Origin of the sequence: Herbiconiux sp. VKM Ac-1786 (assembly GCF_015350805.1) — a bacterium.
Classification (GTDB): domain Bacteria; phylum Actinomycetota; class Actinomycetes; order Actinomycetales; family Microbacteriaceae; genus Herbiconiux.
On sequence record NZ_JADKSG010000001.1, the window covers coordinates 1,199,082 to 1,225,735 of the forward strand.

The 26,654-nt window shown below is 72.8% G+C and carries 20 protein-coding genes; 16 read left to right on the plus strand and 4 right to left on the minus strand.

The window, feature by feature from the left end:
• Window positions 1–2: 2 nt before the first annotated feature.
• The 13 genes from ITJ64_RS06055 to ITJ64_RS06115 all read left to right on the plus strand — a co-directional run bounded on the left by ITJ64_RS06055 (window position 3) and on the right by ITJ64_RS06115 (window position 17,762).
• Complete coding sequence (locus ITJ64_RS06055; protein ID WP_194679815.1) at window positions 3–977, plus strand: MoxR family ATPase; 975 nt, start codon at window positions 3–5, stop codon at window positions 975–977.
• Window positions 974–2,272: a DUF58 domain-containing protein gene (locus ITJ64_RS06060; RefSeq protein WP_194679816.1), complete on the plus strand. Its 1,299-nt coding sequence runs from the start codon at window positions 974–976 to the stop codon at window positions 2,270–2,272. The genes ITJ64_RS06055 and ITJ64_RS06060 overlap by 4 nt, the downstream gene beginning before the upstream one ends.
• Complete coding sequence (locus tag ITJ64_RS06065; protein WP_194679817.1) at window positions 2,272–4,731, plus strand: transglutaminase family protein; 2,460 nt, start codon at window positions 2,272–2,274, stop codon at window positions 4,729–4,731. Before ITJ64_RS06060 ends, ITJ64_RS06065 begins: the two co-directional genes overlap by 1 nt.
• A complete protein-coding gene (locus ITJ64_RS06070) occupies window positions 4,728–6,029 on the plus strand; it encodes an RDD family protein (protein ID WP_194679818.1) in 1,302 nt (433 codons plus the stop codon). Before ITJ64_RS06065 ends, ITJ64_RS06070 begins: the two co-directional genes overlap by 4 nt.
• On the plus strand, window positions 6,026–6,898 hold the full coding sequence (locus tag ITJ64_RS06075) for a PP2C family serine/threonine-protein phosphatase (RefSeq protein WP_194679819.1): 873 nt from the start codon (window positions 6,026–6,028) through the stop codon (window positions 6,896–6,898). The genes ITJ64_RS06070 and ITJ64_RS06075 overlap by 4 nt, the downstream gene beginning before the upstream one ends.
• Before the next feature lies 1 nt (window position 6,899).
• Entirely contained in the window at window positions 6,900–8,411 is a 1,512-nt protein-coding gene (locus tag ITJ64_RS19185) for an FHA domain-containing protein (protein WP_194679820.1), read from the plus strand.
• On the plus strand, window positions 8,408–10,000 hold the full coding sequence (locus ITJ64_RS06085) for a serine/threonine-protein kinase (RefSeq protein WP_194679821.1): 1,593 nt from the start codon (window positions 8,408–8,410) through the stop codon (window positions 9,998–10,000). The genes ITJ64_RS19185 and ITJ64_RS06085 overlap by 4 nt, the downstream gene beginning before the upstream one ends.
• The gene (locus ITJ64_RS06090; RefSeq protein WP_228507707.1) at window positions 9,988–10,755 is read left to right on the plus strand and encodes a hypothetical protein; all 768 of its coding nucleotides are present in this window, start codon (window positions 9,988–9,990) and stop codon (window positions 10,753–10,755) included. The genes ITJ64_RS06085 and ITJ64_RS06090 overlap by 13 nt, the downstream gene beginning before the upstream one ends.
• 6 nt (window positions 10,756–10,761) lie before the next feature.
• The gene (locus ITJ64_RS06095; RefSeq protein ID WP_194679822.1) at window positions 10,762–15,213 is read left to right on the plus strand and encodes an FtsK/SpoIIIE domain-containing protein; all 4,452 of its coding nucleotides are present in this window, start codon (window positions 10,762–10,764) and stop codon (window positions 15,211–15,213) included.
• A gap of 118 nt (window positions 15,214–15,331) precedes the next feature.
• Entirely contained in the window at window positions 15,332–15,598 is a 267-nt protein-coding gene (locus ITJ64_RS06100; RefSeq protein WP_173181915.1) for a WXG100 family type VII secretion target, read from the plus strand.
• 69 nt (window positions 15,599–15,667) lie between these two features.
• Window positions 15,668–16,747 carry a WXG100 family type VII secretion target gene (locus ITJ64_RS06105; RefSeq protein ID WP_194679823.1) on the plus strand — a complete coding sequence of 360 codons (1,080 nt, stop codon included), beginning with the start codon at window positions 15,668–15,670 and terminating at the stop codon, window positions 16,745–16,747.
• 41 nt (window positions 16,748–16,788) lie between these two features.
• Window positions 16,789–17,265, plus strand: a complete 477-nt coding sequence (locus ITJ64_RS06110) for an LpqN/LpqT family lipoprotein (protein WP_194679824.1) — start codon at window positions 16,789–16,791, stop codon at window positions 17,263–17,265.
• Complete coding sequence (locus ITJ64_RS06115; protein ID WP_194679825.1) at window positions 17,265–17,762, plus strand: hypothetical protein; 498 nt, start codon at window positions 17,265–17,267, stop codon at window positions 17,760–17,762. The genes ITJ64_RS06110 and ITJ64_RS06115 overlap by 1 nt, the downstream gene beginning before the upstream one ends.
• A 13-nt stretch (window positions 17,763–17,775) precedes the next feature.
• On the opposite strand, the gene ITJ64_RS06120 is transcribed toward ITJ64_RS06115, so the two are convergent.
• Together ITJ64_RS06120 and ITJ64_RS19300 are read right to left on the minus strand one after the other, a co-directional pair.
• Window positions 17,776–18,969 (minus strand): type II toxin-antitoxin system HipA family toxin, encoded by a 1,194-nt coding sequence (locus tag ITJ64_RS06120; protein WP_194679826.1) that lies wholly within the window; start codon window positions 18,967–18,969, stop codon window positions 17,776–17,778.
• Window positions 18,966–19,310 carry a helix-turn-helix domain-containing protein gene (locus ITJ64_RS19300; RefSeq protein WP_370545059.1) on the minus strand — a complete coding sequence of 115 codons (345 nt, stop codon included), beginning with the start codon at window positions 19,308–19,310 and terminating at the stop codon, window positions 18,966–18,968. The genes ITJ64_RS06120 and ITJ64_RS19300 overlap by 4 nt, the downstream gene beginning before the upstream one ends.
• A 201-nt stretch (window positions 19,311–19,511) precedes the next feature.
• Here ITJ64_RS19300 and ITJ64_RS06130 point away from each other — a divergent pair, with 201 nt between their 5' ends.
• Window positions 19,512–21,290, plus strand: coding sequence for an MDR family MFS transporter (locus ITJ64_RS06130; RefSeq protein ID WP_194680765.1), 1,779 nt, complete (start codon window positions 19,512–19,514; stop codon window positions 21,288–21,290).
• A 19-nt stretch (window positions 21,291–21,309) separates the two neighbouring features.
• Here ITJ64_RS06130 and ITJ64_RS06135 read toward each other — a convergent pair whose 3' ends face one another.
• On the minus strand, window positions 21,310–22,650 hold the full coding sequence (locus ITJ64_RS06135) for an LLM class flavin-dependent oxidoreductase (RefSeq protein ID WP_194679827.1): 1,341 nt from the start codon (window positions 22,648–22,650) through the stop codon (window positions 21,310–21,312).
• On the minus strand, window positions 22,647–24,008 hold the full coding sequence (locus ITJ64_RS06140; RefSeq protein WP_194679828.1) for an O-acetylhomoserine aminocarboxypropyltransferase/cysteine synthase family protein: 1,362 nt from the start codon (window positions 24,006–24,008) through the stop codon (window positions 22,647–22,649). Before ITJ64_RS06140 ends, ITJ64_RS06135 begins: the two co-directional genes overlap by 4 nt.
• A gap of 143 nt (window positions 24,009–24,151) precedes the next feature.
• Between ITJ64_RS06140 and ITJ64_RS06145 the strand changes: the two genes are divergently transcribed.
• Complete coding sequence (locus ITJ64_RS06145; RefSeq protein WP_194679829.1) at window positions 24,152–25,621, plus strand: glycoside hydrolase family 1 protein; 1,470 nt, start codon at window positions 24,152–24,154, stop codon at window positions 25,619–25,621.
• 36 nt (window positions 25,622–25,657) lie between these two features.
• Window positions 25,658–26,644 (plus strand): LacI family DNA-binding transcriptional regulator, encoded by a 987-nt coding sequence (locus ITJ64_RS06150; RefSeq protein ID WP_194680766.1) that lies wholly within the window; start codon window positions 25,658–25,660, stop codon window positions 26,642–26,644.
• Window positions 26,645–26,654 lie beyond the last annotated feature (10 nt).

Genomic DNA, 26,654 nt, shown 5'->3' on the forward strand with positions numbered 1-26,654 from the left:
CGATGACGATGACCCCCGAGCAGGCGACGTGGTTCGCCGGCACCTTCGACCGGCTGACCCAGAACGTGGGGCTGGCCGTGCTGGGCAAGGACCACGTGGTGCGCCTGACCCTGATGGCGATGATCGCCGAGGGCCACGTGCTGCTCGAGGACGCCCCCGGCACGGGCAAGACCAGCCTCGCGAAGGCGATCGCGGCGACCGTGCAGGGCACGAGCCAGCGCATCCAGTTCACGCCCGACCTGCTGCCCTCCGACGTCACCGGCGTGACGATCTACGACCAGGACACGCGCAAGTTCGACTTCCACAAGGGACCGATCTTCGCCTCGATCGTGCTCGCCGACGAGATCAACCGCGCCAGCCCGAAGACGCAGTCGGCGCTGCTAGAGGTGATGGAGGAGTCGCGGGTCTCCGTCGACGGCGTCGCCCACGAGGTCGGCCGCCCCTTCCTCGTGATCGCGACCCAGAACCCGATCGAGCAGGCCGGCACCTACCGGCTGCCCGAGGCGCAGCTCGACCGCTTCCTGATCAAGACGTCGATCGGCTACCCCGACCTCGCGTCGGCCGAGCAGATCCTCGCCGGCTCGGCGAACCGCAACCCCTCCTCGGGCCTGTCGCCCGTGATCACCACCTCCGCGGTCGCCGACATGGCCGACCTCGCCGCGACGGTGCACGTCGACCCGGCCATCCTGCGCTACACGGCGCAGCTCGCCGAGGAGACCCGCAACGCCCCCGAGTCGCGCCTCGGCGTCTCGGTGCGCGGCGCGATGGCGCTGATCCGCGCCTCGAAGGTCTGGGCCGCCTCGCAGGGCCGGCACTTCGTGCTGCCCGACGACATCAAGGAGCTCGCGGGGCCGGTCTGGACCCACCGCTTCGTGCTCGACGCCGAGGCCGAGTTCTCGGGGGCGTCGGCCGAGGGCGTGCTCGCCCGCGTGCTGGCCGACGTCGCCGCACCGCAGTCGAGGCAACCCGCTGCATGAGCCGGGTGGGGGAGGGAGCGCGCGCGATCCGCGGATCGGCACCCGCGCGCTGGGTGACGCAGACGGGCTGGCCCGCGGTGTCGACGACGGCCCGGCGCGCCGGTTCCGCGATCGCGCCCGCGGTCGGCCCGGTGCTCGGCACCGTGTCGGGCTTCGGCTGGGCGGTGCTCGGGGTGACGATCGTCGCGATCGTCGCCGGCGCCGCGCTCGGCTGGCGGGAGCTGCTGGTGATCGGCTTCGTGCTGCTCGCCGCGCTGCTGATCGCGATCGGCTTCGCGGTGGGCCGCTCGGCCTACGCCGTGCGGCTCGACCTCGCCCTCACCCGCGTGGTGGTGGGTGAGCGGGCCGTCGGCCGGCTCGCCGTCTCGAACACCTCCGCGCGCACCCTCCTGCCCGCCCGCATCGAGCTGCCCGTCGGCTCGGCGTTCGCCTCCTTCCAGCTGCCGCGCCTCGCGCCCGAGGCCGAGCACGACGAGCTGTTCGGCATCCCCACCGGGCGGCGCGCGGTGATCGTGGTCGGCCCCGTGCGCTCGGTTCGCGGCGACCCGCTGGGCCTGCTGCGGCGCGAGCTGCGGTGGACCGACCCGGTCGATCTGTTCGTGCATCCGCGAACCGTCTCGCTCGGCGGCTCGTCGTCGGGCTTCCTGCGCGACCTCGAGGGCGTCGAGAGCCGCGTGCTGTCGGAGAACGACGTCTCGTTCCACGCGCTGCGCGAGTACGTGCCCGGTGACGACCGCCGGTACATCCACTGGAAGACCTCCGCTCGCACCGGCAAGCTGATGGTGCGCCAGTTCGAGGAGACCCGCCGCTCCCACCTCGCCATCGCGCTCTCGACGAACCGTGCCGACTACGCCGACGGCGAGGCCGGAGACGAGGAGTTCGAGCTCGCGGTCTCGGTCTGCGGCTCGCTCGCCGTGCAGGCCCTGATGGAGGAGCGCGAGATCACCGTGCTCACGCCTTCGAGCAACCTGCACGTCGAGACCGGCCGGCGCCTGCTCGACGAGCTCTCGGCCGTGGAGCAGAGCGAGACGAGCCGGGAGACCGTCGTGCAGCTCGCCAAGACCACGGGCACCGCGGTGCCGCAGGCGTCGGTGGCGTTCCTGCTCTTCGGCAGCGGCGTGACGCCCACCCAGATCCAGGCGTCGTCGATGCACATCCCCCTCGGCGTGCGGGTGATCGCGATCGCCTCGCGACCCGGCGAGCGGATGTCGCTGCGCACCCTCGGCGACATCACCCTGCTGACCGTCGGAGACCTGACCGACCTGCCCCGCGCACTCCGGAGGGCCAACAGCTGATGACCGACGCCCCGAGCCCCCGCCGGGCCAGCGCGGCGAGCCCGCGCCGCGCCGCCCGCGCCTCCACCCCGCTGCTCCCGCCGCTGCCCGCGACGGCCCGCCCGGCCTGGTCGATCGCGACCGACGCCGGCGTCGTGCTGCTGCTCGCGATCGTCTCGGTGCTCACCCTCGGCCCCGCGTTCGGCGGTGTCGGCTACCTGGTCGCCGGCATCGGCGGCGCGGTGCTCGGCATCCTGATCGGCGCGGCCGGCTGGCGGCTGTCGTGGAACCTGCTCGTCGTCGCGGCGGCCACCGTCGTGGTCTACCTGCTCTTCGGCGGGCCGCTCGCGGCGCCCGGCACCACGATCCTCGGCGTGATCCCGACGCTCGACACCCTGCGCACGCTCGTGCTCGGCATCGTCTTCTCGTGGAAGGACGCGCTCACCCTGGTGGTGCCCGTCGGCCAGTTCGACGGCACTCTCGTGGTGCCCTTCCTCTCGGCACTGATCGCCACCGTGCTGGCGACGAGCTTCGCGCTGCGCCTGAAGCACGCCGGCTGGACCCTGCTGCCGCTCACCCTGCTGTTCGTGCTCGGCATCGCCTTCGGCACCCGCGAGGCCGCATTCCCCGTCGTGCAGGGCCTCGCCTTCGCCGGGATCGCCCTCGTCTGGACGGCCTGGCGCCGCCAGGAGTCGCGCGCCCGCGCCTCCCGCGGCACCGACCTCGGCGGCGGCGGCTCGCTCGACCCCGCCACGGCGAAGGCCCTGCGCACGACCCGCCTCGCCGCGGGCGCCGGCCTCGTGGTCGGCGCGCTCGTCGTGGGCGCCGTCACCGGCGGGCTGCTCGTTCCCGCCTCGGCGCGCGAGGTGCTGCGCGACAACGTCGTGCCGCCGCTCGACCTGCACGACTACGCGAGCCCGCTGGTGGGCTTCCGCAGCTACGTGCGCGACTTCAAGGAGGAGTCGCTGTTCACGGTGAAGGGCCTGCCGACGGATGCGCGCATCCGCCTGGCCACCCTCGACAGTTACGACGGCATCGTCTACGACGTGGCCGGCGACGGCTCGGAGGGCTCGGGCACCTTCACCCGCGTCTCGAGCGAGATCGCGAACGACGTCGCGGGCGAGCCGGTGAGCGTCGAGATCGGCATCACGGGCCTGAACGGGGTCTGGATGCCCGACCTCGGCTACCTCGACGGCCTGCGCTTCACGGGCGACCGCGCCGACCAGCTCGAGGGCGCCCTGCACTACAACGCGGCCACCGGCGTCGCGCTCGACACCCTCGGCGTGCGGGACGGCGACAGCTACACCGTCGACGCCGTGCTGCCGCCGAGCTACAACGACGAGCAGCTCGCGAGCCGCTCGGTCGACTCCGTCGCCCTGCCCCGCGCGACCGGGGTGCCCGACGTCGTCAGCTCGCTGGCGTCGGAGTACGTCGGCGACGCCGACACCCCGATCGAGGAGGTGCGGAACCTCGCGGCGAACCTCAGCCAGAACGGCTTCTTCAGCCACGGCCTGGAGGGCGAGGCCGTCTCGCGCGCCGGCCACGGCGCCGAGCGCATCGCGAGCATGCTCTCGGCCGAGCAGATGGTGGGCGACGACGAGCAGTACTCCGTCGCCATGGCGCTGATGGTGCGCTCGCTCGGCATGCCCGCCCGCGTCGTGATGGGCTTCCACCCCGACGAGTACGCCGGGCCCGACGCCACCCAGGAGATCACGGGCGACGACCTGCACGCCTGGGTCGAGGTCCCGTTCGAGGGGGCCGGCTGGGTCGCGTTCGATCCGACGCCGCCCGAGGACCAGGTTCCGCTCGAGGAGGCCCCGAAGCCGAAGTCGGATCCGAAGGCCCAGGTGCTGCAGCCGCCGCCCCCGCCGCAGGCTCCCGCGGAGCTGCCTCCGGACATCCGCACCGAGGACACCGAGCAGGAGGACGCCGAGAAGGACGGCTTCGACTTCCTGCCCGTCGCCCTCGCGGTGGGCGGTGGACTGCTGCTGCTGATCCTCGTGCTGGGGCCGCTGCTCGCGATCGCGCTGCTGAAGCTGCGGCGCCGGAAGCGCCGGCGTCTGGCACCGCGACCGGCCGACCGCGTGAGCGGCGGCTGGGACGAGATCGTCGACCGCGCGGGCGACCTCGGCACCCCGGTGCCCGCGGGCGTGACCCGCCGAGACGGCGCCCGCGTGCTCGCGACCGCGTATCCGTCGGCGCCCGTGCTCGACGTGGCCACGAAGGCCGACTCGAGCGTCTTCGGCCCGGGCGAGCCCGCCGACGACGAGGTGGAGCGGTACTGGACCGAGGTCGACGCCGTGGTGAGCACGATGGCCGCGTCGGTGTCGGGGTGGACGCGGTTCAAGGCGCGGTGGTCGGTGCGGTCGCTGCTGAGCGGGCGCAAGGCGCCGGCCGGCACGCCCCCGGCCGGGCGAGGCCGTACGGTGGACACTGGCCCCGCAGACCGAGCGACGACGCCTGGAGGAGACACCCCATGACCGATGCCGGCCATCCCTGCGTGCAGTGCGGCTCCCCCGTGCCCCGCAATGCGCAGTTCTGCCTCGTCTGCGGCACCCCCGCCTCGGCGGCGCGCAGCCAGTCGGCGGCCCTCGGCTCCGTCGCGGGCCAGGCGCCCGCCGCCGGCCCGGGCTCGGCGCCGATCGACGGCTGGCGGCCCGACCCGGCGGTCGAGCCGATCCGCGAGGGCGACGTGCTCCCCGCGGGCTACGGCCGCCGCGTGCTCGCGTTCCTGCTCGACGGCGTGTTCGGCACCGTGCTCTGGCTCGTCATCGTGCTGCCGCTGATGGCGCTCGGCGTGATCGCGTTCCAGGTCGAGGACACCGCCATCGCGTTCACCGGCCCGAGCGCCGTGCTGCTCATGGTGGCCTCGCTGCTCTACCCGATCGTCTCGCTGCTGATGCAGGCCCTGCTCGGCTTCTCGCCCGGCAAGGCGCTGATGGGCCTGCGCATCGTGCGGCTCGCGACCCTCGGCAAGCCCGGCATCCTGGCCATGCTGCTGCGCTGGCTCGTGGTCGCGGCCGCCTCGCTGATCTTCCTGATCGGCCAGTACGTCGTCTGGCTCTCCCCGCTCTGGGACGCCTCCAAGATGAGCCGCGGCTGGCACGACAAGCTCGCCGGCACCTGGGTCATCGACGTCAAGGCCGGCCCGAACCCGCTGAAGGCCCGCCCGGGTCAGCTGGTGCTCGACGAGGCCGAGCCGGCTCCGGTTCCGGATGCTCGCGCGAGCGCTCCGCGGAACGCCGCCCCCGTGGCTCCGGCCGCCGCGCCGCCGGCCCCGCCCGTCGCGCCGCCCGCGACCGAGTCGTTCGCCCCCATCGCCCACGTGCCCGGGTTCGCGCCCCACGGCGGATCGGCCACGGCCGCGGCACCCGCATCCGCCCCCGCCGCCGACGACTTCGAGAGCACGCGCCTGTCGGGCTCGGGGCCCGTCTCGGTGCCGGCCGGCGTGATCGTGTTCCGGCTCGACACGGGCGAGGTCGTACCGATCACCCGGCACGGCGCGCTCGGCCGCGACCCCGTGGCGCCGGGCGGCGACCCGTCCGACCTGCTGATCGCGCTGCAGGGCGACACCCTGTCGGTCTCGAAGACGCACCTGGAGTTCGGGCTGGAGGACGGCCGGGTCTGGGTGAGCGACCGCGGCTCGACCAACGGCAGCGCGCTCGTGCGCGGCGACGGCGTGGAGCTGGAGCTCGACGCGGGCGAGCGCGTGCGGGTGGAGGCGGGCGACCGCATCCGCGTCGGCACCCGCGTGCTGCAGGTGGAGGGCTCGGCATGAGCGACGACACCGCGGCTGCCGGGGTCACGCTCGCGGAGCTGAGCCTGCAGGTCGGCACGGCAACCCACACCGGCTTGCGGCGCCGGGCGAACGAGGACGCGTTCCTCGCCGCCCAGCCGCTCTTCCTCGTCGCCGACGGCATGGGCGGTCACGAGGCCGGCGAGGTCGCGAGCGCCCTCGCGGTCGACGCCTTCGCCGCGCTGACCGGAACGCCGAGCGTCGACGCCGCCGACCTGCGCGACGCCTTCGGTCGCGCGCACGAGTCGATCGCGGCGATCGTCTCCACCGGGCTGCGCCGGGCCGGCACCACGGTCTCGGGCGTCGCCATCGCCGAGAGCGACGGCCGCGCGCACTGGCTCGTGTTCAACCTCGGCGACTCGCGCACCTACCGGCTGGCCGACGGCGAGCTGGAGCAGATCAGCGTCGACCACTCGGTCGTGCAGGAGATGCTCGACGGCGGCACGCTGTCCCGGGCGGCCGCCGCTACCCATCCGGAGCGGAACGTGATCACCCGGGCGCTCGGCGCGGGCGGGCCGTACCAGGCGGACTACTGGCTGGTGCCCGTGGAGTCGGGCGACCGCATCCTGATCTGCTCGGACGGGGTGTCAGGTGAGCTCGACGACGAGCTGATCGAGCGCATCCTGCTCGAGGAGCACGAGAGCCAGGAGGCCGCGAGCCGCCTGGTGCACGAGGGCCTGCTGCACGGCGGGCGCGACAACCTGACCGCCGTGGTCGTCGACGCGTACGACCGCGCCGGCGCCGAGGCGCACGCGGCCGGCTCGCCCGACGGGCCCGGCGGGCGCCGGCGCGACCCGCACGGCGAGGACACCATCCCCCGGCCCCCGGTCGACGTGGGCGGAAGGAACTGAGATGAGCGAGATCCTGTACAGCCCCGGAGCCTGGCGCGCGGTGGTCGCACCCGGCGGGATCGCGGTGCTGCCGCCGGCCGTCGACGCGGCGCTGCTCGGGCGGATCCGGGCGGCGCTCGACTCGGGCGACGGCCTGGGGGCCGTGCTCTCGTCGCTCGCCGAGGCGTTCGGCGGGGGATTCAGCGCGCTGCCGCCGTTCGCCGTGGTGGCGTTCGGCGACGGGGAGTCCCGGCTCGCGGTGCGCGGCGAGGTCTCGGTGTCGATCTCCGAGGACTCCGGCCCGGTGGTGGTGTCGGGGGCCGGCGTGAGCACGTGGAGCGAGCGGGCGGTGCCTTCGGCGGCCGGGTTCGTGGTGAGCACGCCGGAGGCCTCGGCGGGTGGCGAGCGCTTCGCCATCGTGTCGGGGGTCGTGCTGGTGAGCGAGGTGGCGGTGGCTTCGGGGGCGGCGATCGCGTCGCCGCCGGCGGCTGCGCCCACCGCTGTCGTCGCGCCCGCGCCCGAGGCCGCGCCCGAGGTGGCGCCTGCACCGTCGGCCGCGCCCGCACCCGAGGTGGCGCCGGAACCGGCTGCTGCCCCTGAGGCGGAGCCCGAGCCCGCGCCCGAGCCCGCGCCCGTCCCCGACGTCGAGCTGACCCAGGACGTCGCGAGCGAGCTCGAGAACTCCCAGGCCGAGGAACTCGAGAGCACGCAGGCCGAGCTGCCCGACGACGCGTACGACCACCTGTGGGGTGCGACCGTCGTGAAGTCCGTCGAGGACGCCGCCGTGCGCGAGCTCGACGACGAGGAGGCGGAGGGCGAGAGCGCTGCCGCCCCGGCCACCCCTCCGGCGCCCGCGCCCGCCCCGCAGACTCCGGCGCCCGCGCCCGCCCCGCTGACACCGCCGCCCGCCCCGACGGCGGCGCCCGCGGTGCCGGGCACCGGACTGATCGACAGCGTCCCCGGCTTCGGGAGCGTCGGTGCCGCATCCGGAAGCCCCGCCCTGCTCGGCACCACCGTGCCCCCGGCCGCCCCGTCGCAGCCACAGACCCCGGCAGCCCCCGCGCCCCTCGCGACCCCCGCGGCGAGCCAAGCCGACGACGACCACGACGGCCTCACCGTCACCGTCTCCGAGCTCGAGGCCATGCGGCGCCTCGCCGACGCCGCACCCGCCGCGGCCGAGCTGCCGGCCGACGCCCTCGGCCGCATCGTGCTCTCCACCGGCGAGAGCTACCCCCTCGACCGCCCGGTCATCATCGGCCGCCGCCCGCGCGCCAACCGCGTGCAGGCCGACGCCGTGCCCGTGCTCGTCACGGTCGCGAGCCCCGAGCAGGACATCTCGCGCAACCACCTCGAGATCCGCCTCGAGGGCCGGCACGTGCTCGCCGTCGACCTCGCCACGACCAACGGCAGCGTGCTGCACCGCGAGGGCACCCCGCCCAAGCGCCTCGGCCCGAACGAGCCCGAGCTCGTGCTGAGCGGCGACGTGATCGACCTCGGCGACGGCGTCACGGTGGCGTTCGAGGAGATTCCGTGAGCGCCCGCCGGCCGCCCTCGGCCCCGCCCGAGATCCCCGGGTTCTCGTTCGTCGAGCTGCTCGGCTCGGGTGGCTTCGCCGACGTCTTCCTCTACGAGCAGCGGATGCCCCGCCGCCGCGTCGCCATCAAGGTGCTGCTCGCCGAAGCCCTCACCGAGGGAGCCCGCGAGAGCTTCGACGCCGAGGCGAACCTGATGGCGCAGCTCTCGACGCACCCCTCGATCGTCACGATCTACCAGGCGGACATCGCGGGCGACGGCCGCCCCTACCTCGCCATGGAGTACTGCCCGAAGCCGAACCTCGGCGCCCGGTACCGGCGCGAGAAGATCAGCGTGGCCGAGGCGCTCCGCATCGGCGTGCAGGTCGCCGGTGCCGTCGAGACCTCGCACCGCGCGGGCATCCTGCACCGCGACATCAAGCCGGCCAATATTCTCGTGACGGAATACAACCGTCCGGCGCTGACCGACTTCGGCATCTCGGTGGCGCTGGTCGGCGGTGCCGGCTCGGCGGGCGAGGCGGGGGCCGAGCAGGAGTCGGTCGGCATGTCCATCCCGTGGTCGCCGCCCGAGGTGTTCGGCGCGGTGCCGCAGAGCGGGGCCGCCGCCGACATCTACGCGCTCGGCGCCACGGTCTACACGATCCTCGCGGGGCGCTCGCCCTTCGAGGTGCCGGGCGGCTCGAACTCGGGGCTCGACCTGATCGCGCGCATCCAGTCGGCCCCGCTCGCCCCCACCGGGCGACCCGACGTGCCCGCCTCGCTCGAGCAGGTGCTCGCCACGGCGATGGCCAAGCGAACGGATGCCCGCTATTCCTCCGCGCTCGAGTTCGCCCGGGCGCTGCAGAAGATCCAGCTCGAGCTGGCGATGTCGGTCACCCCGGCCGACGTGCTCGACGACGCCCTCCCCTCCGACGACTTCGAGGAGGAGGACGACGGCAACACGCGCATCCGCGGCATCGTCACGATCGACCCCACGGCCCCCGCCCCGGCCCGAGGCCGCCGCGCGACCCCGCCGCCCGCGCCCACCACCCCTCCCCGCACCACGCCCCCCGCCCGAACCCCTGTACTCTCGACGCCTCGCACGATCGTCCCGGCTGACGACGTGCTCGAAGAGACCGTCCATCGAGCGAGCAGCGGCGCGAGCGACGCCGGCGTCAGGCCCGCGGCCGCGCGGCGCAGCCGCGTGCCGTGGATCGTCGGCAGCGCCGCCCTCGTGCTGCTCGTCGGCGTCGGGGTGCTCGTGTTCGCGCTGAACGGCGGCGCCGGCAGCCCGGCCGAGCAGGACGCCGAGGCCACCGACGAGCCCGTCGACACCGTGCAGATCGACAACGCCGACGTGAAGGCCCCCACCGACATCGCCGGCACCGCCACCCCCGACGGCGTCGTCTTCACCTGGACGAACCCCGACCCCCAGGACGGCGACACCTACCGCTGGACGCCCACCACCCCGGGAACCGAGCAGCAGGCCCGCACGATCGACCAGCCCACCGTCACGGTGGAGCCCGAAGGAGGACAGCCCGTGTGCATCGAGGTCAGCGTGGTGCGGAGCGACGGCCGGGGCTCCGACGCGGCGGCGGGATGCTCGAAGTGAGCACCCCCGACGAGACCACCGCCCCGCCGCCCACCGCTCCGGCGACCCGCTCCGACGCGAACGTCGAGTTCTGCGGCGAGTGGTTCGCCCTCGACCCGGCCAAGCCCTTCGAGATCGGCCGCGACGCCGACCTCGACATCGACGACAACCAGTACCTGCACCGCCGCTTCCTGCAGATCGCGAACGTCGACGGCATGTGGTGGCTCTCGAACGTCGGCTCCCGCCTCAGCGCCACGGTCTCCGACGCCAGCCGCACGATGCAGGCCTGGCTCGCCCCCGGCGCCCGCATGCCGATCGTCTTCGGCCTCACCACCGTGGTCTTCACCGCCGGCCCCACGAGCTACGAGTTCACCGTGCACACGAGTGCTCCGACGTTCTTCGACTCCACCCCGGTGCCCGACGGCAGCGGGGCGACCACCGTCGGCGCCGTCACCTTCACCGCCTCGCAGAAGCTGCTCATCCTGGCCCTCGCCGAGCCGATGCTGAAGCGCGACGGCACCGGCACGAGCGAGATCCCCTCGAGCCAGCTCGCCGCCGAACGGCTCGGCTGGGCGCTCAGCCGCTTCAACCGCAAGCTCGACAACGTCTGCGACAAGCTCAGCCGCACCGGCGTCGAGGGCCTCCGCGGCGGCGTCGGCGCCCTCGCCACCAACCGCCGGGCACGGCTCGTCGAGTACGCGGTGCTCTCGCGCCTCGTCACGAAGAACGACCTCCCGCTGCTCGACCAGCCCCACGACGACAACGACGACAGGTAGCACCGGATGCGCATCAAGGCCACCCTGCGACGCCCCGGTGGCTCGGCGTCGAACCTCCAGATCACCGCCGACGCCACCGCGAGCGTCGGCGACATCGCCGAGGCGATCCACCTCGCCGACCCGCAGCTGAGCGAGTACCAGCGCGCCCAGGTGCCCGCGGGGCTCACCCTGCAGGTCACCGGCACGAGCGGCGAGCAGCGGGTCGTCGACCCGGCCTCGAACCTGATCGAGGCCGGCGTGCGCTCGGGCTCGGTGCTCGAGCTCGCCCGGCACAGCGACGGCTTCAGCTCGGGCAGCCACGGCCCGGCGGCGGCGACGCTCCGGGTGCTCAGCGGGCCGGATGCGGGGGCCGAGTTCTCGCTCCCCTTCGGCTCCAGCTACATCGGCCGCGAGCGTGGCATCGACGTGCGGCTGAGCGACGGTCTGGTGTCCAAACGGCACGCCCGCATCAACATCGGCGAGCAGGTCGAGATCGTCGACATGAAGTCGGCGAACGGCCTGCTGATGGGCGGCGAGCAGGTCGCCCGCACCACGCTGAGCTCCGCCGACGTCGTCGTGCTCGGCGACACCGCGATCTGCGTCGTGCCGCTGCAGCGCCTCGGCGGCGCCGCGCCCTCGACGCCGGTGATCGAGTTCAACCGCTCACCGCGGGTCGTGGCGCGCTACCCCGGCTCCGAGTTCCCGGCACCCACGCCGCCCAAGCAACCGCAGTCGCTGCGCTTCCCGCTGGTGGCGCTGATCGCCCCGCTGATCATGGGCCCCATCCTGTTCGCCGCGACCGGCAACGCGCTCAGCCTCGTCTTCATCGCGCTGAGCCCGATCCTGATGATCGGCACCTGGCTCGACCACAAGCTGCAGACCCGCTCCCAGCTGAAGGCGGCCATCAAGCAGTTCAACGAGTCACTCGACGCCTTCGTCGCGTCGATGCACGAGCGCCAGCGGGTGCAGCGGGCGGTGCGGCTCACCGAGGCCCCGGCGGTGGCCGCGACGATCGACGCCGTGCAGCGCCTGGGTCAGCTGATGTGGACGCACCGGCCCGAGCATCCGTCGTTCCTGACCGCCCGGCTCGGCCTCGGCACCTCGCTCAGCCGCGACGTCGTGACCACCCCGAACGAGAACGACGCCCTGCCCGAGTACTACGCGCAGGTCGAGCAGACCGCCGACCGCTTCTCGCGGATCGACGGGGTGCCGATCGTGGTCGAGCTGCGCAAGGCCGGCGCCCTCGGCGTCGCCGGCCCGGCCGAGCAGCGGCACGGCGTCGCCCGCGGCATCGTGACGCAGCTCGTCGGGCTGCACTCCCCCGCCGAGCTCGTGGTCGCCGCGGTCGTCTCCCCCACCTCGCGCGCCACCTGGGAATGGCTCGAGTGGCTGCCCCACACCAGCTCGCCGCACAGCCCGCTGGCCGGTGACCACCTGGCCGACAACCCCGGCTCCGGATCCGCGCTCCTCGCCCGCCTCGAGGACCTCATCTCGCGTCGCACGCGGGGCGGCCCCTCCCCCCGCGGGCCGATCGACACCAGCGGAAAGAGCGGCGAGGACGAGCTCGTGCATCCGATCACCCCCTCGGTGCTCGTGGTGATCGAGGACGACGCACCGCTGGACCGAGGCCGCCTCACCCGCCTCGTCGAGCGCGGGGCCGACGCGAACGTGCACGTGCTCTGGTCGGCGCCCTCGATCGCCGCCCTGCCGGCCGCCTGCCGCAGCTTCGTCAGCGTCGACCAGGACGCGAAGGGCGCGACCGCCGGCCAGGTGCGCCTCGGCGAGCACACCTTCCCGCTCGAGTGCGAGACCGTCGACGCCGAGACGGCCCACCGCGTCTCGCGCCAGCTCGCGCCCGTGATCGACGTCGGCGCCCCCGTCGACGACGACTCCGACCTCCCGCGCCAGGTCTCGTACCTGACGCTCGTGGGCTCCGAGCTCGCCGACGAGCCCGAGGCCGTGATCGACCGCTGGCGCGAGAGCAACTCGATCGCCCTCCGCGATGGGTCGCCACACGTTCGCCGCAAGCAGGCCGGATCGCTGCGCGCGCTCGTCGGGCACTCGGGCACCGAGCCGTTCTACCTCGACATCCGCAACCAGGGCCCGCACGCCCTCGTCGGCGGCACCACCGGCGCCGGCAAGTCCGAGTTCCTGCAGTCGTGGGTGCTCGGCATGGCGGCGGCGCACAGCCCCGACCGGGCAACGTTCCTGTTCGTCGACTACAAGGGCGGCGCGGCCTTCGCCGAGTGCGTCGGCCTGCCTCACACGGTCGGTCTCGTCACCGACCTGTCGCCGCACCTCGTGCGCCGCGCGCTGACCAGCCTGCGCGCCGAGCTGCGCTACCGCGAGCACCTGCTCAACCGGAAGAAGGCGAAGGACCTCGTCTCGCTCGAGAAGACGGGCGACCCCGACACCCCGCCGAGCCTGCTGATCGTGGTCGACGAGTTCGCCGCCCTCGTGAACGAGGTGCCCGAGTTCGTCGACGGCGTCGTCGACGTCGCCCAGCGCGGGCGCTCGCTCGGCCTCCACCTCATCCTCGCCACCCAGCGTCCCGCCGGCGTGATCAAGGACAACCTGCGCGCCAACACGAACCTGCGCATCGCCCTCCGGATGGCCGACGCCGACGACTCCAGCGACATCCTAGGCGACCCGATGGCCGCCTACTTCGACCAGTCGATCCCCGGCCGCGGCGCCGCGAAGACCGGGCCCGGGCGGCTCGCCCCGTTCCAGACCGGCTACGCGGGCGGCTGGACGACCAGCACCCCGCCGCGCCCCCGGATCGACCTCGTCGAGATGGACTTCGGTGCCGGAGCCGCGTGGGAGGTGCCCGAGGACGAGGAGACCCCCGAGTCGGTCGAGCAGGGGCCCACCGACATCGCGCGGTTGGTCACGAGTATCCGTCACGCCGCCTCGATGGCGAAGATCCCCGAACCCCGCAAGCCCTGGCTCGACGAGCTCGCGGCGGTCTACGACTTCTCGCTGCTGCCCAACCCGAGAACGGATGAGCGGCTGCTCCTCGGCGTGATCGACGACCCGGCGAGCCAGAGCCAGCCCACCGTGTTCTACGAGCCCGACCGCGACGGCAACATGGCCGTGCTCGGCACCGGAGGCTCGGGCAAGAGCGCCACGCTCCGCACCATCGCCGTCTCGGCCGCGGTCACGCCGCGTGGTGGCCCGGTGCACGTCTACGGCCTTGACTTCGGCTCGAGCGGCCTCAGCATGCTCGAGGAGCTGCCGCACGTCGGCGCCATCATCTCCGGCGACGACGAGGAGCGGGTGGTGCGCCTGCTGCGGCGGCTGCGCGACCTGGTCGACGACCGCTCCATCCGCTACTCGGCCGTGCGCGCCGGATCGATCGGGGACTACCGGCGCATCGCCGACGCCCCGCAGGAGCCGCGCATCCTGGTGCTCGTCGACGGCATCGGCGCCTTCCGGGAGCAGTACGAGTTCGGCGGGCACTCGGCCTGGTTCACGACCTTCGCCCAGATCGCCACCGACGGCCGCCAGGTGGGCGTGCACATCGTCGTCGCGGGCGACCGGCCGAACTCGGTGCCGGCGTCGCTCGGCTCGACCATCCAGCGGCGGCTCGTGCTGCGCATGGCGAACGACGACGACTACGCGCTGCTCGGCGCCCCGAAGGACACGCTGAGCGCCGTCTCCCCGCCCGGCCGCGGCGTGATGGACGGCAACGAGGTGCAGATGGCGGTGCTCGGGGCCGACTCGAACGTGGCCATCCAGTCCCGCGAGATCTCCAAGCTCGCCGAGGCCATGCGCCGGCAGGGGGTGACGGATGCTCCGCCGATCCAGACCCTCGGTGACGCCATCCCGCTCAGCACGCTCCCCGCCGTCGCGGCAGGGCAGCCCGTGATCGGCGTGCGCGACGACACCCTCGGCGCCCTCGGCATCTCGCCCTCGGGAGCGATGCTCGTCGCCGGAACCGCCGGCAGCGGGCGGTCGACGGCGCTCGCGACCATCGCGACGGCGCTGCGACGGGCCGACCCGGGCATCCGTCTCGTGCACATCTCACCGCGCAAGACGAGCCTCACCCCGCTGCCGCTCTGGAGCCTCTCGCTGAGCGACCCGGCGCAGATCGCGGCCTTCGCCGACGACGTGAGCGCGCAGCTCGACGCCGAGACGCTGAAGCCGACGCAGTTCGCGGTGTTCGTCGAGAACGTCGGCGAGCTGAACGGGAGCCCCGCCGAGGGCGACGTCGACCGGCTCGTGAAGCGGGCGCTGCGCGACGACGTGTTCGTGATCGGCGAGAGCGAGTCGTCGACCTGGTCGGCGGCCTGGACGCTCGGCGGAGCCTTCAAGAACTCCAAGCGCGGGCTGCTGCTGGTGCCGGGCGACCTCGACGGCGACTCGCTGCTCGGCACCTCGCTCGGCCGGTTCAAGCGGGCGGATCTGCCGCCTGGCCGGGGGTTCTACGTGCAGGGCGGCCGGGTCGTGAAGCTGCAGGTCGCGACCAGGGACGACTGATGGGGACTTCTCCCCATCGCCGTCAGCGACAGGTGTCAATAGTGTCTTCCTTGTGAGACGCACTCACAGGAAGTAGCGGATCCGGACAGTCCGGGCCGCGGAGATGAAGGAGAGAATCATGGCCGTTTGGGGTCTCGATGTCGAGCAGGTTCGCGGGCTCAGCAAGCAGCTGAACACGCAGTCGCAGCAGGTCCAGCAGATCCTGACCACGCTCACCAGCGCACTGCAGAACGTGCAGTGGACCGGTCCGGACGCGGAGGGCTTCCGCAACGAGTGGAACACCACCCACACCGCCGCGCTGAAGCAGGTCATCACCGCTCTCGAGGACGCGTCGCAGAAGGCGTCGAAGAACGCCAGCGACCAGGAGTCGACCTCGAACGCCTAGCGTTCGCAGGGGGCGGGGGCTTCGGCTTCCGCCCCCTTCTTCCGTCCATCACTACTCGGAGAGGGTGTCATGCCCGGTGGTTTCTACGGCGCCGATGTCGACGAGCTGCGCACGCTCGCGAAGCAGTTCGACACGGCCGCCTCACAGCTCGAGACGGTCGGTACGACCCTCAGCTCGAGCGTCAATCAGACGCAGGCCTGGCAGGGTCCTGACGCATCGCAGTTCCGCAGCGACTGGAACGGCACGCACACGGCGCAGCTGAAGGCCGCCGTGGCCGCGCTCACCAACGGGAGCACGGGGCTGTTGAAGAACGCCGACGAGCAGAACGCGGCGTCGACCGACTCCATCGGGGGCGGGGCGGGGGCCGGCGCGGGGGGCGGCGGTTCGACCGGGGGCTCCGGCGGGTCGGGGTCGGGCGGGTCGGGCTCCGGTTCGGGCGGCTCCGGATCCGGTGGCTCGGGCTCCGGCTCGGGCTCCGGTGATGACGACGGCAACGGCCCGTGGACCGGCACGAATTCCGACACCAGCGTTGAGGGCAGCACCGGCATCGGCACCGCCGAGGGCAAGGCCGAGGGCACCTGGCAGTGGGGTGCCGGCGCCGAGGCGTCCGGCGAGTTCGGCGACGACACCTTCGGCGGCGAGGGATCCGCGGGTGCGATGGTCGGTGCCGAGGGCACGGCGTCGGCCGAGGGATCCATCGGCTGGGACGAGGGTGCCCAGGGCGAGGCCTCCGTCGGGGGCTTCGTGGGTGCCAAGGCCGAGGCCGAGGGATCGGTGTCGGCGCTGAACGGCTTCGCCGAGGCGGAGGGCAGCGCATCCGTCATGGCCGGTGCCGAGGCGAACGCCACCATCGGCGGATCGATCGGCCCCGACAGCATCGGCGTGAACGCCGGTGTCGACGCCTTCGCCGGCGCCAAGGCCGAGGCCGAGGGATCGGTCTCGGTGGCCGGAGCGACCGCCACGGTCGGCGGTGAGGTCTACGCCGGGATCGGCGGCCACGCGAACATCGACGTGGGCGTCGACGGCGACACCTTCAACGGCACCATCGACGTCGGAGCCGCTCTGGGCATCGGCGCCGGCGTGAGCTTCGACTTCGAGATCGACGCCTCCGACACCATCGACTCGATCGGCAACCTGTTCGGGCTGTGACCCGACTTGCCCTCCTCCCCGACTTCAGAAAGGCTCGAACCATGCCCCAGACACTGACCTTCCCCGGTGACGCCGCTCCCGGCCTGCCGACGATCGGCCTCACGGTGCCCGACGACTGGACCCCGCTCGCCGCTCCCGGCGCCGTGCTCGCGACCGGCAAGACGGTCGAGCCCGGCACCTTCCGGCCGAACGTCGTGGTCGCGATCACCCGCTTCACGGCCGGCTACGCGCTGCAGACCGCGATCGACGAGGTGACCGCGCGCGTCGAGGCGCTGCCGGGTGTCGTCGAGGGCGGCCGCGAGGCGCAGGAGGTGCTCGGCCGCGACGGCTACCGCATCGAGTTCAGCTACCCCGACGAGCGGGTGGGCACCCTCATGCAGGGCGTGCGGATCGTCGTCGTCGAGAACGGCCCCGTCGCCGACCTGGTGCAGATCACCGCCACCGCGACCGGGTCGCAGGCGCTGTCGCTCTGGGGCGAGCTGCGCGAGATCCAGTCGAGCGCGGTGACGACCGTCTGATGGCCGCTCCGCTCGCCGACGCCCAGAACGCCGTGCTCGCGCTGAACAGCGAGGAGCTGCCCTTCGTCTACACGGCGGAGCCCGACGGCCTCCGCGCCACCTGGAAGTACGCCGACGTCAAGTGGGCCTCCTTCACGGCGGCCGGCCTGATCGACCGCGCCTACGAGCTGCGGGTCGAGCTCGACCCCGCCGAGGGCACCTGGACCTTCCACGAGACGGACACCTCGTCCGACGTGACCGCCCGCGCCCGTCCGGGTGGCATCGGCATCTCGGGCGGCACCTCGACGTTCTCGGGCCGGCAGAAGAAGATCTCGTTCGAGTTCGGCGCCACTCCGGTCGCGGCCGAGTCGACCGACCGTCAGGGCACCCACGTCGGCAACACCTACGGCTACTCCTTCACGACCGACGAGGTGAAGGCGCCCCTCATCGAGGCCCTCACGGCGGCGGGCTACACCCCGAAGAAGCAGGGCTTCTTCGGCAAGCTCTTCGGCGGCTGACCCCGCCGGGCAGTCAGCCCAGCTCGCTTCGCCGAAAGCGCAGCTCTCGCTCGGCTCCTTTCAGGGGCGACCCGGTGAACGGTAGCGTGCCGAGGTCGACCCCGCCTGCCGCGCGCAACGCGATCGCGTTCGACGACCGCGCCGCCCGCTGCGGCAGCCCGATCGCGTCGGCGAACTCGTGCCAGTGCCTCAGCCGCAGCCGAGTCGTGCGCCCGGCCACCGGGAGCGCGAGGCTGTCGTCGCCATAGAGCAGGGTGCACGGCACGTCGTAGATGGGCGCGACCGCCATGCGCCCGTCCCCATCGCCGAGCGCCGAGACATTCTTGCCGTGCAGATCGCCGTTGCCGGTCAGCCAGGCGAAGACGAACTGCAGGTAGAGGTTGCGCACGGCCACGGCGGGAGCTGCGCAGAGCCTGGCCAGGGCGCCCACGGCGTCGGCCGCGTCGATGCGGTACTTGTCGGCCGGCGGAAGGCCGAGCGCCTGGGTCGCGTCCTCGAGGGGGAGCCGGCGCCATCCGCCGGCCACCCGCACCCGATCGAAGCGGCGCACCAGCAGCCCTTCGGCGCCGACCCGGTCGTGCACGACGGTCGCGTCCGAGACCGGCAGGCGCAGCCCTCGCGCCGCGACCAGGTGCGCCGCCTCGTTCTGCACCAGGTGCGGGTAGGCGGGCGGGTCGAGCTTCAGGATGAACCGGCCCGCCTCGAGGGCGACAGGGCTGCTGATCATCTCGGCGCTCAGCTTGTCCTGCACACCGGGCAGGCCGTGCCGGTCTATCTCGTCGACGAGGGCCGAGAACTCCTGCTCGGCGAGCCCGCCCGCGACCGCCGACGGGGGCTCGGCCGGATCGGAGCCCTGCGGGACGACCTGCACGTCGCCGGGCAGATCGGCTCCCACCGCGAGCAGCAGCGTCAATTCGTCGTCGAGGCTCGTCTTCAGCGCACTGCGGAGGACGGTCAGCCGACGTCCCTCGGGCAGCAGCCCGGCGAAGAAGGCGGGCAGACTGCCGCCGGCGGTCACGGTCGCTTCCGCGTCGAGCGGTAGGGTCGACGCGACCGGGGGCGAATCGACCGCCGCGTACTCGGGGCGGTACGAGAACCGGATCCCTGTTCCCGGCACCCGCTCGAGCGACGCCGCGAGACGACCACCCTTGTACACGTCCGCAGCCTCCGTGAAGCGGAGGGCGGTCAGGTTGCCGGCGTCGGTCATCCAGCCACCTCGAGACGCGCGCCCAGTGTGTGCAGCACCGCGAGCACCGCATCGAGTCCCGGGTTGCCCCGGCCGGTCTCGATGTCTCGGAGGGTGCGCACCGAAACGCCCGCGAGATCGGCGAGGTCGGCTTGGTCGAGAAGCGCATTCTGCCGGCTCCGTCGTACCGAAGCGCCGATCTCCAGACGAGCGTGGTTCAGCGGCGACATAGTGCCGGTGAGAGCTTCCATGGTCAGACTGTAGCGGCCGGAAGGCGGAATCGGCAAAATATCGCCGATACGGCCCTGACGATTGTCGAGGAGCAGCCCCGAGCCCGGTATCGGCAGAATACTGCCGGTCACTGACGCGATGACTTCGGGGTGGGGGTGGTTGGTGGTGGGGTGCAGAGGGTGTAACTTTGCAGTCTGCGCAAGTTTCTGCGCGGTCCGCCTTCTCTGCCCCCGAGGACGCCCATGTCTCGCGCCGAATCCGCCGCACAACCCACCACCCGTCAGGCCAAGGCCGACGCCCGCAACCAGGCGTTCGCCGAGTCGGGCGGGCGCATGACGCACCGCCAGATCCTGTTCATCATCTTCGGTCTGATGGCGGGCATGTTCCTCGCCTCGCTCGACCAGACCATCGTCGGCACGTCGATGCGCACCATCGGCGACGACCTCGACGGCATCAGCCTGCAGGCCTGGGTGACGACCGGCTACCTCATCCTGTCGACCATCTCGACGCCCCTCTACGGCAAGCTCTCCGACATCTTCGGCCGCCGTCCGCTCTACATCATCGCGATCGCGATCTTCCTGGTGGGCTCGCTGCTCGCCGGCATCGCCACGAACATGTACGAGCTCGCGATCTTCCGCGCCATCCAGGGTCTCGGCGCCGGCGGCCTGATGTCCCTAGCGCTGACCGTGATGGGCGACATCCTCGCCCCCCGCGAGCGCGCCAAGTACCAGGGCTACTTCCTCGCCACCTTCGGCATCTCCAGCGTCATCGGCCCGCTGCTCGGCGGCCTGCTCTCGGGCGCGCCCGAGATCCTCGGCATCACCGGCTGGCGCTGGATCTTCCTGATCAACCTGCCCATCGGCGCGGTCGCGATGGTCATCGTGCTGCTGTTCCTGCACATCCCGCACACCAAGCGCGCCGTGCGGATCGACTGGTGGGGCGTGGCCGCGGTCATCCTCACCGTCGTGCCGCTCCTGCTGGTCGCCGAGCAGGGCCGCGAGTGGGGCTGGGGCTCGTGGGGCTCCATCCTCTGCTACGTGCTCGCTCCCCTCGGCCTGGCGCTGTTCATCGTGGTCGAGCGCCGGATGGGCGACGACGCAATCATCCCGCTGAAGCTGTTCAAGAGCCCGACGTTCTCGATGGCCACCATCCTCGGCGTGCTCGTCGGCTTCGGCATGTTCGGCGCCATGATGACCATCCCGAACTACCTGCAGATCGCCACCGGCGCCACCCCGACCGAGGCGGGCCTGCTGATGATCCCGATGGTGCTCGGCCTGATGATCTCCTCGATCGTCTCGGGCCAGCTCATCTCGCGCACCGGCCGCTACCGCATCTTCCCCATCCTCGGCACCGGCCTGCTCAGCGCCGCGTTCTTCTACCTGACCTTCGTCTCGGCCGACAAGCCCGTCTGGTTCGTGCTGATCGGGATGCTCGTGGTCGGCCTCGGGCTCGGCCAGCTCATGCAGACCCTCACGATCGCCGCGCAGAACTCCGCCGGACCGCGCGACATCGGCGTGGCCACCTCGAGCTCGACGTTCTTCCGCTCCATCGGTGGAACGCTGGGCACGGCGGTGGTCTTCTCGGTGCTGTTCTCACGCCTGGGGTCCACCCTCGCCGCCTCGTTCACCGACCCCGCGATCATCGACGGCACCCGGGTGGCAGCGGCCGACCCCGCCGTGCAGGCCGACCCGGCGAACGCCGGCATCCTGCAGGTGCTCACCAACGCCCAGGCCGACCCGTCGACCCTCGGCGACGCGCTGAGCGGCGACACCTCGTTCCTCGTCGGGGCCGACCCGCGGCTGACGCTGCCGTTCGTCGACGCCTGGGCGAACGCGACCTCGACGGTGTTCTGGGTCTGCCTCGCGGTGGTGCTCGTCGCGTTCGTGCTGAGCTTCTTCCTGAAGGCGACCCCGCTGCGCCAGAAGTCGGCGCTCGAGGAGAGCGCGGCGGCCGACGCCGCCGACGCCACCTCCCGCGGGACGGCGGCCGACGCGGAGGCGGCGGCGCACGACGACACCGCGGTGCGCGCGCAGCTCGCGGCCGAGGAGATGGGCGCGCTCGTGCTGCCCGACACCTCGTCCACCCCGGTGCAGCGCCCCGCCGACCGCTGACCGCGCGGGTCCGCCGACGTCAGAAGGAGCGGAGGTTGCCGCGGAGGCCGGCATCGCCGTAGGAGCTGCGGAGGATGCCGCGGCGGCGGAGCACCGGGACGAGCTCGTCGAGCATCCGGTGCACGGTGACCGGGTGCAGGTCGCCCGAGAAGATGAAGCCGTCGTTGCCGGCCTCCTCGCCGAACTCCTCGATGAAGTCGGCGATCTCCTCGGCGGTGCCGACGTAGCCCTCGCGCGTGCTGATGCGGCCGAGCTTCGCCTTGGCGGTCAGCAGCTCGCGCAGGGACGCGTCGGCGAAGGAGTCGTGGCGGCCGAGCAGGCCCTTGATGCTGCCCTTCGAGACGTGGTCGCCGAAGATCGCGGGGTCGACCGGGCGGTCGAGGTCGAGCCCCGTGAGGTCGGTCTCGAGGTCGCTCGACCAGGCGGCGGCGACCGTCTGCAGCGCCTGGTCGTCGGGGTGCAGTGAGGCGTCGACGATGCGCTGCGCCTCCTCGGGGCTCGCCGCCACGATCGGCTTGAACACGAACAGGACGTCGATGTCGGCCGGCGTGCGCCCAGCCGCCACGACCGCCTCGTGCACCTTCGCGCGGTAGGCCCGCACCGTGTCGAGGTCGAGCGAGGCCAGGGCGAGCTGCACCTCGGAGTGCGCGCCGGCGAAGCCGAGGCCGCGGCCCGATCCGCCGGGCGAGACCACGACGGGGTCCCCGCTCAGCGCCTCCGGGCCGAGGGGCGGGAAGGGCAGCGCGTTCAGTGGGCCGTCGAAGGTGAAGTGCTCACCGCGGTGCCGCACGGGGTCGAGGCGGGTGCCGTCGGCGAAACGGCCGGTCGCGGGGTCGGCGATCAGAGCATCCGCCCCCCAGCTGTGCCAGAGGTCGCGGATGCCCGTGAGCCACTCCTCGGCCCGGTCGTATGCCTCGTCGTGGCCGAGCGGCGCGGCGCCGAAGTGCCGGCTCGAGCCGACGTCGGTGACCACGTTGATGCCGAAGCGCGCGTCGCTGAGGTGCTGCAGCGTCGCGAACTGGCGGGCCGCCTGGTAGGGCGGGTAGGCGAGCGGATTCACGGTCGGCGCGATGCCGAGGTGCTCCGTCGCGGCGAAGAGGTAGGGCGCGAGCAGCAGCGGGTCGTGCTTGGGTCCGCCGTAGGCCGAGCGGATGCGGAGATCGAGCGTGTCGGCGTTTCCGAGCGAGAGGGCGTCCTCGATGATGACGAGATCGAAGCCGGCGCGCTCGAGGTCGCGGGCGGACTGCTGGTAGAGCTTCGGGCTCGTCCAGCGGTCGTTCCAGTCGTAGTAGGGGTGGCCCCAGCCGTGCGGGCCGAAGCCGCGCGAGAGGAACCAGCCGAAGTGCTGCAGGCGGGTCACGCGGGCACGCCGCTCGTGACCGCGGTCTGTATCGCAGCGGCCGTCGGCAGGCCCGTCAGGGCCTGGGCGAGGTCGGCCGTGAGGTCGGCCGGGTCCTCGACGCCGATCGAGAGGCGCAGGAGTCCCGGCGCGATGCCGGCCTCCGCGCGCTGCTCGGGAGTGCGCCAGGCGTGGGTCGTCGTCGCCGGATGCAGCACGAGCGACCGCACGTCGCCGAGGTGCGTCATCCGGGTGAAGAGCTCGAGCCGGTCGTAGAAGGTCTTCGCCGCCTCGAGCCCGCCGTGCAGCGTGAACGCGAACACGGCGCCCTGCCCGTCGGGCAGGTAGCGCCGGGCCAGCGCGTGGTAGGCGCTCGAGGGCAGCCCGGCGTGGTCGACGCTCTCGACCTCGGGCTGCTGCTCGAGCCAGGTCGCGATCGCCAGCGCCGACGACGACTGCCGGTCGACCCGGAGCGACAGCGTCTCGATGCCCTGCTGGATCAGGAACGCGTTCAGCGGTGAGGGCGTCGGCCCGAGCCGCGCGGCCACCACGTCGCGGGCGTAGGCGAGGAACGCCCCGCGGCCGAAGCGCTCGGCGAACGAGCGGCCTCCGAGCGAGCGCACCGGGTTCGTCAGGTGCGGGAAGCGGGCCGTGCCGTCGGGCGCGGAACCGTCCCAGTCGAAGGTCTTGCCCGCGACGACCACGCCGCCGAGCACCGCCCCGTGCCCCGCGAGGAACTTGCTCGCCGAGTGCACCACCACGTCTCCCCCGTGCTCGAGGGGTCGCAGCAGGTACGGCGTGGCGAAGGTGTTGTCGACGATCAGCGGGATGCCATGCCGGTGCGCCACCTCGGCCACCAGGGCGAGGTCGACGATGTCGTTCTTCGGGTTCGGGATCGACTCGACGAAGAACGCCCGGGTGGTGGGGCGCACCGCGATCTCCCACGCCAGCGGGTCGTTCGCGTCGACGACGAAGTCGGTCTCGATGCCGAGCCGGGCGAAGTTGTCGAGGAAGAGCCCGCGCGAGCCCTCGTAGATGCTGTTCGCCGAGACGAGGTGGTCTCCGGCCTGCAGGAGGCCGAGCACGGCGACGGTCACGGCGGCCTGGCCGCTTCCGACGAGCACGGCCTCGGTGCCGCCCTCCAGGGCGGCGATCCGGCGCTCGACCGCGGCGTTCGTCGGGTTGGCGAGCCGGGTGTAGCTGAAGCCGTCGTCGGCGCCCGAGAACCGGTCCTGCGCCTGCGCGAAGTCGTCGAAGACGAAGCCTGCGGTGAGGTGCACCGGGGTGACACGGGCGTTGACGCCGTCGCCCCGCGCGTCGCCGGCGTGAACCTGGCGGGTCGCGAAGCCGTGGCGGGGGGTGCGGGAGTCGTCGGTCATGATGAACCAGGGTCGCACGCGCATCCGGAACCCCCGCCCTTTGCGAAGTTCTGTTACGCGGGAGGCGGCCTGTACACTGCAGAGAGCGCTCTCTCGCACCCGGAGCGAGCGTGTCAGCACCAGGCAAAGGAGCAGTGCCCCGCATGACCACCTCATTCCCGCCCGGATTCCTCTGGGGATCGGCGACCGCTGCCGCGCAGATCGAGGGCGCCGCCTTCGAGGACGGCAAGGAGGCCTCGGTCTGGGACACCTTCTCCCGGGTGCCCGGCGCCGTGCTGAACGGCGACACCCCCGACGTCGCCGTCGACCACTACCACCGCATGCCCGAGGACGTGGCCCTGATGAAGCGGCTCGGCCTGCAGTCGTACCGGTTCTCGACGAGCTGGGCGCGCATCCGGCCCGGTGACCGCGACGTGAACCCCGCCGGGCTCGACTTCTACTCGCGGCTCGTCGACGAGCTGCTCGAGGCGGGCGTGCTGCCCTGGCTGACGCTCTACCACTGGGACCTGCCGCAGGCCGTCGAGGACACGGGCGGCTGGGCCAACCGCGACACCGCCTACCGCTTCGCCGAGTACGCCGAGATCGTGCACGGCGCCCTGGGCGACCGTGTCGCCAACTGGACCACCTTCAACGAGCCGTTCTGCTCGTCGCTGCTCGGCTACGCCTCGGGCGTGCACGCTCCCGGCCGCCAGGAGCCCGCCGCCGCGATCGCCGCCGTGCACCACCAGCACCTCGGCCACGGTCTCGCCGTGCAGCGGCTGCGCGAGCTCGGGGCGCAGCACATCGGCATCACGCTGAACCTCACCAACGCCATCCCGAAGGACGCCGGCGACCCCGTCGACCTCGAGGCGGCCCGCCGCGTCGACGGGCTGAACAACCGCATCTTCCTCGACCCGCTGCTGCGCGGGTCGTACCCCGACGACATCCGCACCGACCTCGCCGACCTCGGCCTGACCTTCGGCGACGACGCGCTGGTGCGCCCCGGCGACCTCGAGATCATCGCCCAGCCGCTCGACTTCCTGGGCGTGAACCACTACCACGACGACATGGTCAGCGGGCACCCGCTCGAGGTGCCGGCCGACCCGTCGCTCGTGCCGGCCGACCCGCACGCGGTGGCCGGGGGCATCCGCTCGGTGGGTTCGCCCTTCGTGGGCTCGGAGTACGTGACCTTCCCGCTGCGCGGCCTGCCGCTGACCGGCATGGGCTGGGAGGTCAACCCGAGCGGGCTGACCCGCCTGCTCGTGCGCCTCGGCGAGGAGTACCCGGCGCTGCCGCCGCTCTACGTCACCGAGAACGGCGCCGCCTACGACGACGAGGTGGCGGCCGACGGCGCGATCCACGACGAGCTGCGCACGACGTACATCGTCGACCACATCCAGGCGGTGTCGGATGCGATCGCCGCCGGCGCCGACGTGCGCGGCTACTTCGTCTGGTCGCTGCTCGACAACTTCGAGTGGGGCTGGGGCTACGGCAAGCGCTTCGGCATCGTTCGGGTCGACTACGACACGCTCGAGCGCACGCCGAAGGACAGCGCGCTGGCCTATGCGGCGCAGATCGCGGCGGCGACGGATGCTCGCGCCGTCGACCCCGCGTCGGCCGCCGTGCTCGGCTAGCCGGTGAATCGGGGCGTGCGCACACCGACGCTCGAGATGGTGGCCGCCGAGGCCGGCGTCTCGCGCGCCACGGTGTCGCGGGTGGTGAACGGCTCGACGTCGGTCGCGCCGGAGATCATCGCGCAGGTGCAGGCGGCGGTCGCCCGGCTGGACTACGTGCCGAACCGTGTGGCGCGCTCGCTCGCGAGCCGGCGGGCCGACGTGATCGCGCTGATCGTGCCGGAGTCGGCGTCGACGGTGTTCGCCGATCCCTTCTTCGCGCCCGTCGTGCGCGGTGTCGCGCGGGTGCTCGGCGACACCGACTACACGCTGAACCTGCTCATCGCGTCGGAGTCGCGACCGGAGAAGACCCGGCGCTACCTCCAGGGCGGCAACGTCGACGGCGCCCTCGTGGTCTCGCACCATGCCGAGGACCACTCCTACGTCGGCCTCGGATCGGCCCTGCCGATGGTCTTCGGCGGCCGGCCCCTCATCCCGGGGCTGACCGACCGGCACCACGTCGACGTGGACAACGTCGACAGCGCCCGCCGCGCCGTCGAGCACCTGCTCGGCCTCGGTCGCAGCCGCGTCGGCACGATCGCCGGGCGGCAGGACATGCCCGCGGGACTCGACCGGCTGGACGGCTGGCGCGAGGCCGTCGCCGCCTCGGGGGCGGGACGCGCATCCGTCGACCTCGTGGAGTTCGGCGACTTCACTCAGGACTCCGGGGCCGAGGCCACCGAGCGGCTGCTCGCCCGCGCGCCGGACCTGGACGGACTGTTCGTCGCCAACGACCAGATGGCGGCGGGGGCGATGCGGGTGCTGACGTCGCACGGACGCCGGATCCCCGACGACGTGGCCGTGATCGGCTTCGACGACGACACCTTCGCGCCGACGCTGACTCCGCCGCTCACCACGGTGCGGCAGCCCGCGATGGAGTTCGGCGAGGCGATGGCCGAGGTGCTGATCGCCCTGATCGCGGGCGAGGACGTGCCGCGCCGCACGGTCATCCCCACGTCGCTCGTGCGCCGCGGCTCGGCCTGACCCGCGCTGC

Bases quoted from the DNA above. Each gene is read 5' to 3' on its own strand.
- ITJ64_RS06055 (WP_194679815.1), top strand. From the start codon at position 3: ATGACGATGACCCCCGAGCAGGCGACGTGGTTCGCCGGCACCTTCGAC.
- ITJ64_RS06060 (WP_194679816.1), top strand. From the start codon at position 974: ATGAGCCGGGTGGGGGAGGGAGCGCGCGCGATCCGCGGATCGGCACCC.
- ITJ64_RS06065 (WP_194679817.1), top strand. From the start codon at position 2,272: ATGACCGACGCCCCGAGCCCCCGCCGGGCCAGCGCGGCGAGCCCGCGC.
- ITJ64_RS06070 (WP_194679818.1), top strand. From the start codon at position 4,728: ATGACCGATGCCGGCCATCCCTGCGTGCAGTGCGGCTCCCCCGTGCCC.
- ITJ64_RS06075 (WP_194679819.1), top strand. From the start codon at position 6,026: ATGAGCGACGACACCGCGGCTGCCGGGGTCACGCTCGCGGAGCTGAGC.
- ITJ64_RS19185 (WP_194679820.1), top strand. From the start codon at position 6,900: ATGAGCGAGATCCTGTACAGCCCCGGAGCCTGGCGCGCGGTGGTCGCA.
- ITJ64_RS06090 (WP_228507707.1), top strand. From the start codon at position 9,988: ATGCTCGAAGTGAGCACCCCCGACGAGACCACCGCCCCGCCGCCCACC.
- ITJ64_RS06095 (WP_194679822.1), top strand. From the start codon at position 10,762: ATGCGCATCAAGGCCACCCTGCGACGCCCCGGTGGCTCGGCGTCGAAC.
- ITJ64_RS06100 (WP_173181915.1), top strand. From the start codon at position 15,332: ATGGCCGTTTGGGGTCTCGATGTCGAGCAGGTTCGCGGGCTCAGCAAG.
- ITJ64_RS06105 (WP_194679823.1), top strand. From the start codon at position 15,668: ATGCCCGGTGGTTTCTACGGCGCCGATGTCGACGAGCTGCGCACGCTC.
- ITJ64_RS06110 (WP_194679824.1), top strand. From the start codon at position 16,789: ATGCCCCAGACACTGACCTTCCCCGGTGACGCCGCTCCCGGCCTGCCG.
- ITJ64_RS06115 (WP_194679825.1), top strand. From the start codon at position 17,265: ATGGCCGCTCCGCTCGCCGACGCCCAGAACGCCGTGCTCGCGCTGAAC.
- ITJ64_RS06120 (WP_194679826.1), bottom strand. From the start codon at position 18,969: ATGACCGACGCCGGCAACCTGACCGCCCTCCGCTTCACGGAGGCTGCG.
- ITJ64_RS06130 (WP_194680765.1), top strand. From the start codon at position 19,512: ATGACGCACCGCCAGATCCTGTTCATCATCTTCGGTCTGATGGCGGGC.
- ITJ64_RS06140 (WP_194679828.1), bottom strand. From the start codon at position 24,008: ATGACCGACGACTCCCGCACCCCCCGCCACGGCTTCGCGACCCGCCAG.
- ITJ64_RS06145 (WP_194679829.1), top strand. From the start codon at position 24,152: ATGACCACCTCATTCCCGCCCGGATTCCTCTGGGGATCGGCGACCGCT.
- ITJ64_RS06150 (WP_194680766.1), top strand. From the start codon at position 25,658: ATGGTGGCCGCCGAGGCCGGCGTCTCGCGCGCCACGGTGTCGCGGGTG.